The sequence below is a fragment of the Streptomyces sp. SAI-127 genome (genome assembly GCF_029894425.1).
Lineage (GTDB): Bacteria > Actinomycetota > Actinomycetes > Streptomycetales > Streptomycetaceae > Streptomyces.
The window spans coordinates 3,248,282-3,264,729 of sequence record NZ_JARXYJ010000001.1; the positions used below are offsets into that span (position 1 = coordinate 3,248,282).

A 16,448-nucleotide genomic window follows, 5' to 3' on the forward strand; every position below is an offset into this window, starting at 1 on the left:
CCAGGAGGGTAGCCGGGCGGGCTGTGCCGGTGGAAATTGGTTCAGCGGCGGCGCAGGGGCAGCGGTGCGCCCATCACGGCGTACGGCTTCGGGGCGCTCGGGAAGAGGACCTGGCGGGCGAGGTCCTGGTAGCCGAGGGAGTGGTACAGGCCGCGGGCCGGGCTGTCGGTGTCGATCGCGGAGAGGATCGAGCGGGGCTCGGCGGCGCTGTCGGTGATCGTGGTGATCAGGGTGCGGCCGATGCCGCGGTTCTGGTGGTGGGGGTGGACATGGAGCTCGGTGATCACGAACGAGTTGTCGAGCCAGTTGTCGTTGTGCTGCGCGCGGAGGTAGGGCTCCACGACGGTGGACCACCAGTGGGTGCGGTTGTTGGGCATGCCGTACACGAATCCGACGAGGTGCCCTCCGACGGTCGCGCCGAGGGCTCTCGCACCGGGATAGGTCATGTGGCGGAGCACGATCTGGCGGCGGACCGCTACCTCGTCGGCGCCGAGGCCGAATGCGATGGCCTGTACTGCCAGGGCCTCGTCCACGTGGGCGGACAGGTCCAGGGGGCCGATGACGAGGTCCATGCGGGCAGGGTACAGGGGGGTTTCCGTGGTGTGCCGGGCGCGGGTCGGCTCAGAAGAGGATGCTCATGAAGGCGCCGATCTCCCGGAAGCCCACCCTTGCGTACGTCCGCCTCGCCGGGGTGTTGAAGTCGTTGACGTACAGGCTCACCACCGGGGCCACGTCCTCCAGGGCGTACCGCAGTACCGCCGCCATCCCCGGGGCCGCCACTCCCCTGCCCCGGTACTCGGGGGCCACCCACACGCCCTGGATCTGGCAGGCCCGGTCCGTCGCGGCGCCGATCTCCGCCTTGAAGACGACCTTGCCGTGTTCGTCGAGGCGGGCGAACGAGCGGCCGGAACCGACCAGTTCGGCGACGCGGGCCTGGTAGAGGAGGCCACCGTCGCCGGCCAGCGGGGAGACGCCGACCTCTTCCGTGAACATCGCCACGCACGCCGGCATGATCGTTTCCATCTCGTCCTTGCGGATGCGGCGGACGTACGGATCCGGGGCGATGTCGGTGGGCATGCGGTCGGTGACCATGAGGGGCTGCTGGGCACGGACCTCCCGCGCCGGGCCCCAGCTGGGTTCCAGCAGGCGCCAGAGCTGGGCGGTGGGTTCGGCGGGGCCGACGATGGAGGAGCAGCGGCGGCCGGAACGCCGGGCGCGGTCGGCGAAGGCGCGGACGGCCCGGGGGGTCGCGCAGATCGGGACCAGGTTGGCGCCGGCGTAGCAGAGGGACGTGAGCATGCCGTCCTCGTACCAGCCCCACATCTCGCCGCCGAGCCGCCACGGGTCGAGGCCGGCGACCTGGACCCTCGACGTCACGAAGGCGTTCGCGACCGGATCGCGGTCGAGCACGGCGAGCGCGGCGTCCAGGTCGCTCGGTTCGAGGACCCGGGAGGTCGTCTGGGTCAACACGGGCGGGGCCTCACACTGGGGTCTGCTGATCTCCGCACTGTACCTGCGGAAGCTGAGCCGTGCCGCCCCCAGTTCAGGGGCCGTTCGTTGCTGACACAGCCGACCCGCGCTGATAGGAACGTCGGATGATCTCGACGCCTGTGCGATCCGACGCCCGGAAATGGCCCGACGAGCAGCTCGCGGAGTTGTTCGGCGAGGGCTTCCCCCCGTTCGTCACCGCCGATCGGCTGGTGAAAGAGTGCATCGGCCGGGTACGGGAGTTCTTCGCGGGGCTGGATCTGATGCTGGTGGACGCGGACGGGGTCCCCGTCGCCGCCGGGTGGGGCGTGCCGCTGCGGTGGGACGGCCGGGCCGACGCGCTGCCCTCGGGATACACGGACGCGCTGGTGCGGGCCGTCGAGGTTCATGAGCAGGGCGTCGAACCCGACACCCTGGTGATCTGCGGGGCGATCGTCACCCCGTCGCTCAAGGGGCAGGGGCTCGCCGGGCGCATGCTCACCGCCTTGCGGGAGGCCGGACAGGACGCGGGGCTGGCTCGGGTCGTCGCGCCCGTGCGGCCCACGACCAAGGCCCGCTATCCGCTGACGCCCATCGAGTCGTTCATGCACTGGCGGCGACAGGACGGGACCGCCCTCGATCCCTGGATCCGGACCCACGAACGGCTCGGCGCCCGGATCCTCGCCCCGGCCCCCGTCTCACAGACGATGACCGGCACGGTCGCCGAGTGGGAGGGCTGGACGAACCTCGCCCTCCCCGAGTCCGGCGACTACGTCATCCCGGACGGGCTGAGTGTGCTGCGGGTCGACCGGGACGCCGACGTCGGCCTCTATCGGGAGCCGAACGTCTGGATGCGGCACCGGTGAGCCACGGACGTCAGCCCGCGACCGACACCGACGGCTCGCCGGAGGCGATGCCGTCCGCCTCCATCTGTTCGGCGATCTTCATCGCCTCTTCGATGAGGGTCTCCACGATCTTCGACTCGGGGACGGTCTTGATGACCTCGCCCTTGACGAAGATCTGGCCCTTGCCGTTGCCGGAGGCGACGCCGAGGTCCGCCTCGCGGGCCTCGCCGGGGCCGTTCACCACGCAGCCCATGACCGCGACGCGGAGCGGGACCTCCATGCCGGTCAGGCCCGCGGTGACCTCTTCGGCCAGCTTGTAGACGTCGACCTGGGCGCGGCCGCAGGACGGGCAGGAGACGATCTCCAGGCCCCGCTGCTTGAGGTTCAGGGACTCCAGGATCTGGTTGCCGACCTTGACCTCCTCGACCGGCGGGGCGCTCAGCGACACCCGGATGGTGTCGCCGATGCCCTGGGAGAGCAGCGCGCCGAAGGCCACGGCCGACTTGATCGTGCCCTGGAAGGCGGGGCCCGCCTCGGTCACGCCGAGGTGCAGCGGGTAGTCGCACTGGGCGGCGAGCTGGCGGTACGCCTCGACCATCACGACCGGGTCGTTGTGCTTGACCGAGATCTTGATGTCCCGGAAGTCGTGCTCCTCGAAGAGCGAGGCCTCCCACAGGGCGGACTCTGCCAGCGCCTCGGGGGTCGCCTTGCCGTACTTCTGGAGCAGCCGGCGGTCCAGCGAACCCGCGTTGACGCCGATCCGGATCGGCGTGCCGTGGTCCTTCGCGGCCCGCGCGATCTCCTTCACCTTGTCGTCGAACTGCTTGATGTTGCCGGGATTGACGCGTACGGCCGCGCAGCCGGCCTCGATCGCGGCGAACACGTACTTGGGCTGGAAGTGGATGTCCGCGATCACCGGGATCTGCGACTTGCGCGCGATGGTCGCGAGGGCGTCGGCGTCGTCCTGGGTCGGGCAGGCCACGCGCACGATCTGGCAGCCGGACGCCGTGAGCTCGGCGATCTGCTGCAGGGTGGCGCCGATGTCGGACGTACGGGTCGTCGTCATGGACTGGACCGACACCGGGGCGTCGCCGCCCACCGCGACCGTGCCGACCTGGATCTGCCGGCTCTTCCGGCGCTCGGCGAGCCTGGTCGGAACGGACGGCATGCCGAGAGAAATCGCAGTCATCTGCTGTGCAACCCCAAGTCGTGGATCAAGGTCCAGGTCCCGTCAGCGCCGGGCTCCGGACTTCGAGATTACGGCAAGAGCCCGGGCACGAGCACATCCCGGCCCTCAAACCCACTCAATGGAGAGCGGCCCGGCACACACCGTGCCGGGCCGCCTCGAACGCCGTATGACTAGGAGATTCTCACCGGGTTAACCACGCGGGCACCGAGCGAGATACCGGGCTGTGACTCAGCGACGCACCCCGAACTGATGGACAGTGCCGGAGCGGTTCCGTGGCTCTGCACAGGAGTGCCCTCTCCCTCCTCGCTGAGGATTTCCACGATCTCCGCCCACACGCCGTCGGCCAACCAGGTTCGCTGTCGGAGCCGGACTTTCCCAGGGTCGCCGAAACGCTCGGGAAGATCACGCCACAGGATGCCCGTGCGCAGACGATGAAGCATCCCCGTGAGGGCAGCCCGTAGATCGAGCGGCGAACGGAAATGGTGCGGCCGGTACCTGGTGCGGAGCAACTCGTCGATGCGGACCCACAGGCTGTCCGTGGGATCGGGAGGAACAGGCGTCCCCGTGCGCTCGTGCCACTGGATCGTCAAGCACTTCGTCCCCTCGCGGTACCGAAACTCCGCGTCCACGATGTCGACTCGCACCTTGAGCTGCTCGATCAGGCATCGCTGTTCCGAAGGCAACAGAGCCTCGCTGTCAGGTACGGCTGACCCTAGGACAGCTGTGAGCCGGGCATCCTTGCGAACTCGGGCCTCAAGCTCCGCCAGCCAGTCCCGTGCATGAGCGAGGACGCGCTCCAACGCCCCCTTGTCAGCTTCAAGCTGCCGCAGCGCAGCTGCAACGACACGACTGTGCTGGGCCTGGCACCGCAATCCGTCCAGCTCCTCCGCACACTGCGCGACCAGCCGCTCCAGAGACCTCACTCGCTCAGCATGCAGGATCAGCCGCGTCTGCGATTCGGAGGAGGCCGACAGCATCGGCCGAGCATGGGGTGGCATGGATGCCAGCAGGGCATTGACGTGTCGCGCCACCTTTTCCTCGACGTGATCAGCACGCAGGAAGAAGCAACCGCAGGGGACCTTTTCCTGCCATCCGGAGCAGCGGTACGTCCGCACCCCGTCGTTGCTGCGGAAGCACCCGACGTAGGGCCGTTTGCACGGACCATGAATTCGCCCGGTGAGCGGATACTCCCCCAAGGGAATCCTGCGCGGCCGGGCCAGTTCCGCCAGCGCTTGCTGAAAGGCACGGCTCCGGTCCGCGGCGAGGATCGGAGGCAGAGGGATCACCACGCTCTCGCCGTACAGGGGTCGTCCGGAGCCATCAAGCTTGGTGCAATGGCCACCCCATTGCTGATCAGAGCGGCGAAAGACGGCTTCTCCGAGAAACGCCGCGCTCTTCAGCCGTCGGTGGAGGTTGGCCCTTGTCCAACGCCTGCCGCTGCGCGTGAGAATGCCCCGCCTGTTCAGTTCCTCGGCAAGATCCGTGAGGGTCCGGCCACCTTCGATCACAAGGTCTGCCAGAAGCCTCACCACCGCGGCCTCAGTCGGATCGATCTCAAGAGTCGATCCGAAGACGCCTTTCCCACTGATCCTGTAACCGTAGGGAGCCGGGCCGCCCGGCCAACCGCCGCCGACTGCCTTGAGCTGCCGACCTGACTGGGTTCGGGTGAGGATACGGCAGTAGTCCGCCTCTACTGCCTGTGCCAGCCGGTCGATGGTTAGCCACCTGTCGAGTCCCGGTTTCCCCAATGTCTGGTCGCAGCACTCAAGTACAGCCCCGGCATCCTCGATCTGCCAGAGACAGCACCAGATGGCTGCTTCGGTCCGCCCCAAACGATCAAGGCTTGACACGAGTACGACGTCGAACCGGCCCCTGGCGATTTCCGCGAGCAGCTCATTCAGTGCAGGCCTCGAAGTCGTCGAGCCTGATTCGCCGAGCTCTTCCCAATATCCCGCGATTCGCCACGGCGAGCGCTTCTCCACGAACGTTCGAGTGGCGTCGGCCTGAGCCGGAATTCCGTACCTTCTCTTCTGCTCCGCTGTCGAGACCCGCATGTACGCGGCGACGGCGAGCGCCTCGGAACCTTTGCCCTTGTCTTCTGCGCACGGCGCAGTACCTTGCTGCATGTCAGTCCCTTCGAGACTGGCCAGACCCCAGGGTGTTGGCGCACCGCTGGGGTCACCCATGAACAGCAAGAACGTACGAAGTCCGCACCTGCTCCGTACGAATAAGCCTCGCCTTTCACCCGTGTGAGCTACACGAGCGAAAGGCGAGGCGCTATCACCATCGCGATAGAAAATGACCGATTCTCAGCTGATTTTGACCGGATTAACTACATCCGCGATCAAAACGAGGACCGTAAAGCAGATGAAGATTCCCGCCACCACATAAGCCACCGGCATCAGCTTCGCCACGTCGAACGGGCCCGGGTCCGGACGCTTGAGGACCTTCGCCAGGTTGCGGCGCAGGGACTCCCACAGGGCGCCCGCGATGTGGCCGCCGTCCAGGGGCAGCAGCGGCAGCATGTTGAAGAGGAACAGGGAGAGGTTGAAGCCCGCGACCAGCATCAGCGCCATGGCGAGCTGCTGGGTCGGGGGAATGTCGAGCGTGAAGATCTCGCCGCCCACCCTCGCCGCGCCGACCACGCCCATCGGGGAGTCCGGCTCGCGCGGGGCGTCGTCGAAGGCCGCGTTCCACAGGGCCGGGATCTTGCCGGGCAGGGCGGCGAGGGAGTCGACGGCGTCGCCGACGCGCTCGCCCATCCAGACCACGGAGTCGCCGAAGTCCTGCTTGACGATGCCGGTGGCGGCGCTGAAGCCGAGGAAGCCGGCGGTGACGTACTCGCCGGGGACGTACTGGCCGCTGGAGTCCTTCTTGGCGACCTGGTTGGAGGCGATCTTCGCGGTGAGGGTGACGTCCTTGCCGTCGCGCTCGACGACGATCGGGACCGTCTTGTCGGGGTTGGCGCGGATGAGGTCGGAGAGCTTGTTCCAGTCGTCCGTCCGTACCCCGTTGAACGCCAGGATCTTGTCGCCCGCCTTGAGGCCGGCCGCCGCGGCCGGGGACGCGGGGTCGGAGGCCTTGCAGGTCTGGCGGTTCTGGCTCTGCGAGATCACGCACTTGGAGACGGAGCTGACCGTGTTGGTCTGCTGGGAGATGCCGAAGCCCATGAGGACCGTGAGGAACAGCGCCACCGCGAGGATGAGGTTCGCGAAGGGGCCCGCGAACATCACGATGACGCGTTTCCAGGGCTTACGGGTGTAGAAGAGGCGTTTCTCGTCGCCGGGCTGGAGCTCCTCGAAGGCGGCCGAGCGGGCGTCCTCGATCATGCCGCGCCAGGGGGAGGTGGAGCGGGCGCTGATACGGCCGTCGTCGCCGGGCGGGAACATGCCGATCATGCGGATGTAGCCGCCGAAGGGGATGGCCTTGATGCCGTACTCCGTCTCGCCCTTCTTGCGCGAGAACACGGTCGGCCCGAAGCCGACCATGTACTGCGGCACGCGGATGCCGAAGAGCTTGGCGAAGGACAGGTGCCCCAGCTCGTGCCACGCGATCGACACCAGAAGGCCGAAGGCGAAGAGCCCTATGCCGAGGATGAACATCAGGGTCGTCATGCACGGGCCTCCGCCGTCTGTGCCGTCAGTTCCCGGGCCCGGGTCCGCGCCCAGGTCTCCGCTTCGAGGACGTCCGCGACGGTGAGCGAGGTTCCCCCGCGCGGGGTGCCGTGCTCGTCCACCACCCGGGTCACGGTCTCCATGATCCCGTTGAACGGCAGCGCGCCGGCCCGGAAGGCCTCCACGCACTCCTCGTTGGCGGCATTGAACACCGCCGGGGCCGTGCCCGCGAGCTGTCCCACGTGTCTCGCAAGGTTGACCGAAGGAAACGCGTCGTTGTCGAGAGGGAAGAACTCCCAGGTCGACGCCTTGCTCCAGTCGAAGGCGGGCGCCGCGTCGGGGACGCGCTCGGGCCAGCCCAGGCCGATGGCGATCGGCCCGCGCATGTCGGGGGGCGTCGCCTGCGCGATCGTGGATCCGTCCGTGAACTCAACCATCGAGTGGACATACGACTGGGGATGCACGACCACCTCAATGCGGTCGAAGGGAATGTCGTAGAGGAGGTGCGCCTCGATGACCTCCAGCCCCTTGTTGACGAGGGTCGCGGAGTTGATCGTGATGACCGGGCCCATGGCCCAGGTGGGGTGGGCGAGGGCGTCCTCGACGGTCACCTGAGCGAGGTCGGCTTTCGTACGGCCTCGGAAGGGGCCGCCGGACGCGGTGACGACGAGCTTGCGGACGTCGGCCCTCGTCCCGGAGGCCAGGGCCTGGAAGAGGGCCGCGTGCTCGGAGTCGACCGGGATGATCTGCCCGGGCTTGGCGAGGGCCTTCACCAGCGGGCCGCCCACGATGAGCGACTCCTTGTTGGCGAGCGCGAGGGTGCGGCCCGCTTCCAGGGCGGCGAGGGTCGGGGCGAGGCCGATGGAGCCGGTGATGCCGTTGAGGACGGTGTGCGCGTCGGAGGCGGCGACCTGCGTGGCCGCGTCCGGGCCGGCGAGGATCTCGGGGAGCGGCTCGCCCGTGCCGTAGAGACCGCGGAGCGCCTCGCGCAGCTGCGGTACGACGTCCTCGCGGGCGACCGCGACGGTCCGCGCCTTCAGCCGGTGCGCCTGCTCGGCGAGGAGCGCGACCCGGCCGCCGTTGGCGGAGAGCCCGGTCACCCGGAACCGGTCGGGGTTGCGCAGCACGAGGTCGATGGCCTGGGTGCCGATGGATCCCGTGGAGCCGAGGATCACCACGTCCTTGGGACCGTCGCCCGCGAGGGGGTCGTAGACCAGGTGCGGGTCGGCGAGGGCGGGGGCCGGAAGCCCCGTCGTCCGCCCGGAGGGCGGGCCCTGCGCCCGCTGCGGAGCGGCAGATGTGGCCAGCAGGTGCGTGCTCTCGCCGTGCCGGGCGTCGGCCCTCGTACTGGATGTACTTGGGTCGGCGCCCGGTGCGGCGAGAGTGCGTGCGTGGCGTCGCGGGGCAGACGGGGCTTCCGGCCCGTGCCCTCGGGGGGCTGGACTGTCGCTCATGCCTCCATTGTTGCCGTAAGGACGGTGTGTGGGGACAGCGCGTCCCCCTCCCGGGGTGCGGGAGGGGGACCGCCCTGTCACCGGATGGGCCGGTGCACGTTCTCCTTCTCCGAAGGGCCGGGGGTCGCGTCCGCGATCCAGACGCCCTCGCCGGAGGGGTCGACGATGCCGTCCTCCAGCCAGGCGTAGGTGCCGGACATGACTCCCTTGACGACCTTGCGGTCCTGGTCGTCGGTGTTGTTCCACAGCCGGCCGAAGAGCTCCTCGACGCGCAGGCGGGACTGGTGGCAGAAGGCGTCGGCGAGTTGGTAGGCCTCACGGCCGTGGGGTTCGGTGGTGTAGAGGAGTTCGGCGCGTACGCAGGCCGCGCTCATGGCGAAGAGTTCGGCGCCGATGTCGACGATCCGGCCGAGGAAGCCCTGCTTGCTCTCCATCCGGCCCTGCCAGCGGGACATGGCGTAGAAGGTGGAGCGGGCGAGTTTGCGGGCCGTTCGTTCGACGTAGCGCAGGTGTACCGACAGGTCTACTTCGCGCTTGAACTCGGCGTATGAGGTGGGGAGTTGGCCCGGTCCGGCCACCAGCTTCGGGAGCCACTTGGCGTAGAAGACGCCCGCGTTCGCGCCCGCCTTCGCCTTGTCGCCGAGGGACTTCTCCGGGTCGATGAGGTCGCCCGCGACCGAGAGGTGGGCGTCGACGGCCTCGCGGGCGATCAGCAGGTGCATGATCTCCGTGGAGCCCTCGAAGATGCGGTTGATGCGCAGGTCGCGCAGGACCTGTTCGGCGGGGACCGCCTTCTCGCCGCGGGCCCTGAGGGATTCGGCGGTCTCGAAGCCCCGGCCGCCGCGGATCTGGACCAGTTCGTCGGCGACGAGCCAGGCCATCTCGGAGGCGTAGAGCTTGGCGAGGGCGCCCTCGATGCGGATGTCGTTGCGGTTCTCGTCGGCCATCTGACTCGAGAGATCGAGTACGGCCTCCAGGGCGAAGGTCGTCGCCGCGATGAAGGAGATCTTGGAGCCGACGGCCTCGTGGTGGGCGATCGGCTTGCCCCACTGTTCGCGGGCCGCGGACCACTCGCGGGCGATCTTCAGACACCACTTGCCGGCGGCCACGCAGGAGGCGGGCAGCGAGAGGCGCCCGGTGTTCAGGGTGGTCAGGGCGATCTTCAGGCCGGTGCCCTCGGGGCCGATGCGGTTGGCCGCGGGCACCCGGACCTGGTGGAAGCGGGTGACGCCGTTCTCGATGCCGCGCAGGCCCATGAAGGCGTTGCGGTTCTCGACGGTGACGCCGGGTGAGTCGGTCTCCACGACGAAGGCGGTGATGCCGCCCTTGTGGCCCTCGGACTTCGGGACGCGGGCCATCACGACGAGCAGGTCGGCGACCACGCCGTTGGTGGTCCACAGTTTCACTCCGTCGAGGATGTAGTCGTCCCCGTCGGGTACCGCGGTGGTCGCGAGGCGTGCCGGGTCGGAGCCGACGTCCGGTTCGGTGAGGAGGAAGGCGCTGATGTCGGTGCGGGCGCACCGGGGCAGGAACCGCTCCTTCTGCTCCTGCGTGCCGAAGAGCTTCAGCGGCTGGGGCACGCCGATCGACTGGTGGGCCGACAGCAGCACGCCGATCGCGGGGCTCGCGGAGCCCACGAGGGCCAGCGCCTTGTTGTAGTACACCTGGGTGAGGCCGAGGCCGCCGTACTTGGTGTCGATCTTCATGCCGAAGGCGCCGAGTTTTTTGAGCCCGTCCACGACGTCGTCGGGGATCCGGGCCTCGCGTTCGATGAGGGCGCCGTCCACCTTGGTCTCGCAGAAGTCGCGGAGCTTGGCCAGGAAGTCCTCGCCGCGCTGGGCGTCCTCGTCGGGGGGCATCGGGTGGGGGTGGATGAGGTCGAGCCGGAAACGCCCGAGGAACAGTTCCTTGGCGAAGCTGGGCTTGCGCCAGTCCTGCTCCCGGGCGGCCTCCGCCACCTCGCGGGCCTCGCGCTCGGTGACGACGGGCTTGGTGGACGGTGCGGACATCAGGCTCACCTCGTCGTGAATCGGGATCTTGGGGGCCGTATGGTTACCGACGGGTGCTACCCGATCGTATGTACCCGATCCGGGGCGAGGCCACCACCCTTCGTGCGGCCGTTCGGCCGATGTCGACGGAAAACGACTGAGTGTCCAGTCGGCCGGTGCCCTTGAAGACCTCGTCGCCGGTCTCTTCCGCCGGACGAGTGACTGGGTGAAGCCGTCGGGGTCAAGGACGGCCCTTCGGCGGAGACCGCAGGGACCCTGGGGGTCCGGGCAGGCCTGGAAGGCCCAGGCGGGCCCAGAGACGGTCGCCGCGCAGGACGTGCGGGCTGCGGGGGTGGGTGAGGAACTGGACGTCGACCCGGCTCACTGTCGACGACCTCAGGGCCCCTGGGGGTCCGAGGGTCCGGGCGAGCCCCGGTGGCCCAGGCGGCCCCGCAGGTGCACGGGTCCGAGGGTCCGGACGGCCCTGAGGCGATCGCCGCGCGGGGCGTGCAGGCCGCGGGAGTGTGGAACCGGACGTCGCCCGGCTCACTGTCGACGGCCTCAGGGGCCTCCGGGCGGGCCCGGGAGGCCCAAGCGGGCCCGGAGACGGTCGCCGCGCGGGGCGTGCAGGCTGCGGGGGTCGGTGAGGAGCTGGACGTCTGACAGCGCACCGTCGACGGCATCAGGAGCTCTGAAGGAAGGTCCGGCGCGCCTCGGCGGTCCGGGTGGCCTACGACTGCAAGGGCCCGTGGGTCCGGACGGCCCTGCGGTGCGCAGGGGGCCGGGAGTCTGGACAGCGCCGAGAACCCGCACGGCCCCGCCGCCGCAGGGGGTCCGGAGCTCCGGGTAGGCCCGGACGGCACAGGTACCCCCAGGCGCTCGGGGCGGCGGCCTCCGCCTCCTCGTCGCAGTGGACGGCCCGGTCCCGCCGTGCGTCGGGGTGACGTCGGACGGCTCGAGGTCGGGCGGACCAGTGCTGCCCGCACGGCAGCACCCCCACCCACGCAGGCCCTCCGCCCCACGTGCACCGCCCCTCCCTCCTCGGCCGCCGGTTCGCCGGGCAGGTTCTCGCGTCCCCGTTCCATGGCCCCCCGCCGCCGGTCGTGGTAGGCAGGAAGCCGCACCCCGTCGAGGCCGTGAACGGGCAGGCCGGAGTGGGTTCGCCGGGGGCGGGGCCCTCTTCGTGCGCCGCCCGTCCAAGAGTCCCTGTCGAAGCGCTTCGACAACCTATGGACACCCACTCCCGGGGGAGCTACTGTCGAACCACCCTCACCCGCACCTGTTCGCACTGCGCACTGTCGAAGCGCTTCACAAAGCTTGGAGAGCTGGATGGTCACCCTCGCCGAGGTCGCCCAGCACGCCGGAGTCTCGGCGAGCACGGTGAGCTATGTCCTCAGTGGCAAGCGGTCCATCTCGACGACCACCCGGCAGCGAGTCGAGGAGAGCATCCGCGAGCTCGGCTACCACCCGAACGCCGGCGCCCGCGCCCTCGCCAGCAGCAGGTCGAACATCATCGCGCTGATGATCCCGCTCCGCACCGACATGTACGTGCCGGTGATGATGGAGATCGCCATCGCGGTGGCCACCACCGCACGGACGCACGGTTACGACGTCCTGCTGCTCACCGGCGAGGAGGGCCCCGACGCCGTACGACGCGTCACCGGCAGCGGGCTCGCCGACGCGATGATCCTGATGGACGTCGAACTCGACGACGAGCGGCTGCCGTTCCTGCGCGGCACCGACCAGCCCTCCGTACTCATCGGCCTCCCCGCCGACACGTCCGGGCTCACCTGCGTCGACCTCGACTTCCGGGCCACCGGCGCGCTGTGCGTCGAGCACCTCGCGAAGCTCGGCCACCGCGACATCGCTGTCATCGGCGAGGCCCCCGCCGTCTACGAACGGCACACCGGTTTCGCCGAGCGCACTCTGGACGGACTCCGGTCGCGGGCCCAGGAGTTGGGCGTACGACTGCTGCACCGGCCGTGCGACGGCGGGTACGACGCGATGGCCGTGACGCTCGCCCGCGTCCTCGACGAGCGTCCGTCCACCACAGGCTTCGTCGTGCAGAACGAGCAGGCGGTCGAACCGCTGCTCGCGCTGCTGCGCCAGCAGGGCCGGGCCATTCCCGAGGACGTCTCGGTGGTCGCGATCTGCCCCGAACAGGTCGCCGTCCAGGCCTCGGTGCGGCTGACGTCGGTCGCCATTCCCGCCCAGGAGATGGGCCGGCACGCCCTGGAGCGGCTCGTCGCCAAGCTGGAGGGCCGCGGTGAGGACGAAGTCGTCCTGATCGAACCCGAGTTGACGGTCCGGGCGAGCACCGGCCCGGCGCCTTCGGCGTCCTGACACCTCACCCACCAGACCCCACACCACGCATCCCGTGCCTGTGCGGCACGCCCCTGTCTGCATTCCTTCAGGAGCACTCCTCGTGAATCAGCCTGCCGAAATCCAGCCCAAGGTCACTCTCGCGCAGTCGTCCCCCACCGTCGGCACGTTCCGTGAGCGGGACGGCGCGCTGGAGTGGAGCGGGCGCCAGGAGACCGTCCGTGTCGAGCCCTGGGGCCCGGACGCGGTCCGGGTGCGTGCCCGGCTCGGCGGGCCGATCCTCGAGGGGCTGCCGGGCGCCCTGCTGGACGAGCCGCCGGCCACCGAGAGCATGGTCAAGATCGGGGACGGGGAAGGCCAGTTGACGGTGGGCGCGCTGACCGTCCACGTCGACGCCGAGGGACAGATCCGCTTTCTGCGCACCGCGGACTCCGCCGAACTCCTCGCGGAGGCCCGCGCCCACTTCTGGTGGCCCGGCTCGCGTCTGTACACGGCGGTCGGCAACGGCCACCACCGTCTCGAGCAGCGCTTCGCCGCCTACGCCGACGAGAAGCTGTACGGCCTCGGCCAGCACCAGCACGGCAAGCTGGATCAGAAGGGCCTGGTCCTCGACCTGATCCAGCGCAACGCCGAGGTGGGCATCCCGGTTCTGGCCTCCAGCCGCGGCTACACCCTCCTCTGGAACAACCCGGCGATCGGCCGCGTGGAACTCGCCCGCAACGGCACGCGCTGGGTGGCCGACTCGGCCCGCCAGATCGACTACTGGATCACCGCGGGCACCCCGGCCGACGGACAGCGCCGCTACAGCGGGGTCACCGGCCGGACGCCGATGCTGCCGGAGTGGGCGGCGGGCTTCTGGCAGTGCAAGCTGCGCTACCGCACCCAGGACGAACTCCTGTCCGTGGCACGGGAGTACAAGCGGCGCGGGCTTCCCATCTCGGCGATCGTCTGCGACTTCTTCCACTGGACGCACCTCGGCGAGTGGAAGTTCGACCCGGCCGAATGGCCCGACCCGGCGGCGATGGTCCGTGAACTGGAGGAGCTGGGCATCAAGTTGGTGGTCAGCGTCTGGCCGTCGGTGTCGCCGCTCAGCGAGAACCACCCGGTCATGGAGCAGCGCGGCTACTTCATCGGCACCCAGTACGGCCCGATGGCGCACGCCGACTGGCCCGACAAGGGAGTCGCCTCCACCGTCCAGGTCGCCTTCTACGACGCCACGAACCCGGAGGCCCGGGAGTTCATGTGGTCGAAGGTCCGCGACAACTACCTTGCGCCGTACGGCATCACGGCCTTCTGGCTGGACGCCTGCGAGCCGGAGCTCAAGCCCGGCTTCCAGGAGAACCTGCGCTACTGGGCGGGGCCCGGCCTCGAGGTCGGCAACATGTACCCGGCCGAGAACTCCCGCACCTTCCACGAGGGCCTGACGGCCGCCGGCGAGGAGGTCATCACCCTCAACCGCTCGGCCTGGGCGGGCAGCCAGCGCTACGGCGCCGCCCTGTGGTCCGGTGACATCGGCACCGACTTCCCGACCCTGCGCGAGCAGATCGCGGCGGGTCTCAACACCGCGATGTCCGGCATCCCGTGGTGGAACACGGACATCGGCGGCTTCCACGGCGGTGACCCGGACGACCCGGCGTACCGCGAGGTCATGATCCGCTGGTTCCAGTTCGGCGCCCTGTCCCCGCTCATGCGCCTGCACGGCTTCCGCGACCCGGGCATGCCGCTGGGACCGGAGATGACCGGCGGCCCCAACGAGGTGTGGTCGTACGGCGAGGAGGCCGGCGCGATCATGGAGAAGTACCTGCGGCTGCGCGAGCGGCTGAAGCCGTACGTCCTGAAGGTCATGCGCGAGGCCCATGAGGAGGGCCTGACGCCGATGCGCCCGCTGTTCCTGGAGTTCCCGGACGACCAGGCGACGTGGACGGTCGACGACGCGTATCTCTTCGGCGCGGATCTTCTGGTCGCCCCGGTGCTCACGGCGGGCGCGACGGCCCGTACGACCTATCTCCCGGCAGGCGCGGCCTGGACGGACGCGTGGACCGGTGAGACGTACGAGGGCGGCAGGACGGTGACCGTCGACGCCCCGCTGGACCGCATCCCGCTGTTCCTGCGGGACGGGGCGCGGCTTCCGGTGGCGGAGTAGCCGTACCGAAGCGGCCGGTCCCACGGGGGTGGGCCGGCCGCTTCGTCGTGTGGGGGGTCAGCTTCCGCAGAGGGAGCGCAGGGCGCGGGCCAGGGCCCTGGTGTGCAGGGCGTCGAGGTGGTCCTCGTGATGGACCTGGAGGGCGGCGAGAATGAGTTCGGGACGGCAGGTGACCGCGCCGCGGTCGTCGGCGGTGGCGGCGAGGGCCTCGACCAGCGCGCTGGTCACTCGGTTGATCTCCTGCCGTACGACGCTCAGGTCCGGCTTGGTCGTCGGCGCCTCGTCGGGGTGGTCGGTCCACCGCTGGAACAGTCCGCGCTGGACGATCTTGTTCGCCTCGATCTGGTCGCGGAAGATCACCCGGATCTCGTCCGGGTCGGCGCCGAGCTGCTGGGCCTGGGCGGCGACGTTGTCGAGGACCTGCTGTTCGCGGGCGGGGTCGTCGATGGGGCTGTCGGTGCCCCACTTGGCGGCGGCGACCAGGTCGGCGGTGGCCAGGCGTTCGGCGGCGAGTTCGACGACGGGATGCAGGGCGGAGAGGGAGCGGGCGGTGGCGTGGGGTGCCGCGGCCGTCCCGGGGACGGGAACCGCGACCGCGGAACCCGTCGCGGTGAGAACGACGGCCGCGGTCGCGGTCACGGTGATCAGGGCACGTCGGAGGGGGGTGGTGGTACGCATGTCCCCATCAAACCCGACCGTGCCCCACGATCAGGTCAACTGCTGCTTACGGTCAGGTTGTTGGTGGTGAAGTTGAGACCACCGGACGAGCTGGTGATCTCGAAGCCGAACTGCACGTCACCGATGGTCTCGTTGCCGAACCAGCCCTTGGTGTCCTTGATCCACTTCAGGATCGGGAGGATGTTGACCGTGCCGGAGCTGGAGTTGGAGGTGCGGACGAAGGAGAAGACCTCGTTCGCGCCGTTGGTGCCCTTGTAGACGGTCCAGGTGTGGCCGCCGAGCGTCACGTTGCCCTGCGAGCTGCCGAGCGGACCGACGGCTCCGGTCTTGTTGACCCAGAGCATGATCTCGTAGTCGTAGTCGGTGTCCCAGATGTCGTACGACGTGTTGTAGGCGCCGGACGACGGGACCGAGACGTTGTAGCTGCTGGAGAGCGAACCCAGCGAGGTGATCGACTTGTTGATCACCTTCTTGGAGTTGGGGTAGGACTTGATGCCGCCGGTGTTGGGGTGGTTGGCGTTGACGCCCCAGTTAGTGCCGGAGTTGGCCCAGATGCACTGGCTGCCGGCGCCGGAGCCCCAGATGTTGTTGTAGAGCGTGTAGCCGTTCAGGCTCGTGTTGGCCCACTGGTCGCAGGAGCTCCAGACGGCGGCGGAGGCCGGGGCCGAGGCGAGTCCGACGGTGGCGCCGATGGCCATCGCCGGGGCCAGCACCGCCATGGTGATCTTGCGCAGAGTGCTTGCCATGG

13 protein-coding genes are annotated in these 16,448 nt (G+C 69.5%); 4 read left to right on the plus strand and 9 right to left on the minus strand.

What is annotated here, in order from left to right:
• Positions 1-41: 41 nt before the first annotated feature.
• Together M2157_RS14685 and M2157_RS14690 are read right to left on the minus strand one after the other, a co-directional pair.
• Entirely contained in the window at positions 42-572 is a 531-nt protein-coding gene (locus M2157_RS14685) for a GNAT family N-acetyltransferase (protein ID WP_280862309.1), read from the minus strand.
• A gap of 49 nt (positions 573-621) precedes the next feature.
• Positions 622-1,470, minus strand: a complete 849-nt coding sequence (locus M2157_RS14690; protein ID WP_280862310.1) for a GNAT family N-acetyltransferase — start codon at positions 1,468-1,470, stop codon at positions 622-624.
• A 125-nt stretch (positions 1,471-1,595) separates the two neighbouring features.
• On the opposite strand from M2157_RS14690, the gene M2157_RS14695 reads away from it, so the two are divergent.
• Positions 1,596-2,333 carry a GNAT family N-acetyltransferase gene (locus M2157_RS14695; RefSeq protein ID WP_280865457.1) on the plus strand — a complete coding sequence of 246 codons (738 nt, stop codon included), beginning with the start codon at positions 1,596-1,598 and terminating at the stop codon, positions 2,331-2,333.
• Between the two features lie 10 nt (positions 2,334-2,343).
• Here the strand turns inward: M2157_RS14695 and ispG are convergent, their stop codons facing one another.
• The 5 genes from ispG to M2157_RS14720 form a co-directional block, all read right to left on the minus strand.
• Positions 2,344-3,501, minus strand: coding sequence for a flavodoxin-dependent (E)-4-hydroxy-3-methylbut-2-enyl-diphosphate synthase (gene ispG, locus M2157_RS14700; protein WP_266527724.1), 1,158 nt, complete (start codon positions 3,499-3,501; stop codon positions 2,344-2,346).
• 170 nt (positions 3,502-3,671) lie between these two features.
• Positions 3,672-5,627: a recombinase family protein gene (locus tag M2157_RS14705; protein ID WP_280865458.1), complete on the minus strand. Its 1,956-nt coding sequence runs from the start codon at positions 5,625-5,627 to the stop codon at positions 3,672-3,674.
• 183 nt (positions 5,628-5,810) lie between these two features.
• A complete protein-coding gene (locus M2157_RS14710; protein ID WP_280868204.1) occupies positions 5,811-7,103 on the minus strand; it encodes a site-2 protease family protein in 1,293 nt (430 codons plus the stop codon).
• A gap of 8 nt (positions 7,104-7,111) precedes the next feature.
• Positions 7,112-8,569, minus strand: coding sequence for a 1-deoxy-D-xylulose-5-phosphate reductoisomerase (gene dxr / locus M2157_RS14715; protein ID WP_280865459.1), 1,458 nt, complete (start codon positions 8,567-8,569; stop codon positions 7,112-7,114).
• Positions 8,570-8,646: 77 nt separating this feature from the next.
• Positions 8,647-10,578: an acyl-CoA dehydrogenase family protein gene (locus tag M2157_RS14720; RefSeq protein WP_280862313.1), complete on the minus strand. Its 1,932-nt coding sequence runs from the start codon at positions 10,576-10,578 to the stop codon at positions 8,647-8,649.
• 414 nt (positions 10,579-10,992) lie between these two features.
• Here M2157_RS14720 and M2157_RS14725 point away from each other — a divergent pair, with 414 nt between their 5' ends.
• From M2157_RS14725 to M2157_RS14735, 3 genes are all read left to right on the plus strand, one after another.
• Positions 10,993-11,220 (plus strand): hypothetical protein, encoded by a 228-nt coding sequence (locus tag M2157_RS14725; protein ID WP_280865460.1) that lies wholly within the window; start codon positions 10,993-10,995, stop codon positions 11,218-11,220.
• Positions 11,221-11,886: 666 nt separating this feature from the next.
• Entirely contained in the window at positions 11,887-12,900 is a 1,014-nt protein-coding gene (locus M2157_RS14730; RefSeq protein WP_280862314.1) for a LacI family DNA-binding transcriptional regulator, read from the plus strand.
• Between the two features lie 82 nt (positions 12,901-12,982).
• Positions 12,983-15,022: a glycoside hydrolase family 31 protein gene (locus M2157_RS14735; protein ID WP_280865461.1), complete on the plus strand. Its 2,040-nt coding sequence runs from the start codon at positions 12,983-12,985 to the stop codon at positions 15,020-15,022.
• Positions 15,023-15,079: 57 nt separating this feature from the next.
• On the opposite strand, the gene M2157_RS14740 is transcribed toward M2157_RS14735, so the two are convergent.
• Entirely contained in the window at positions 15,080-15,700 is a 621-nt protein-coding gene (locus M2157_RS14740) for a chorismate mutase (RefSeq protein ID WP_280862316.1), read from the minus strand.
• A gap of 35 nt (positions 15,701-15,735) precedes the next feature.
• Entirely contained in the window at positions 15,736-16,446 is a 711-nt protein-coding gene (locus M2157_RS14745; RefSeq protein WP_280862317.1) for a hypothetical protein, read from the minus strand.
• Between the last annotated feature and the right edge of the window lie 2 nt (positions 16,447-16,448).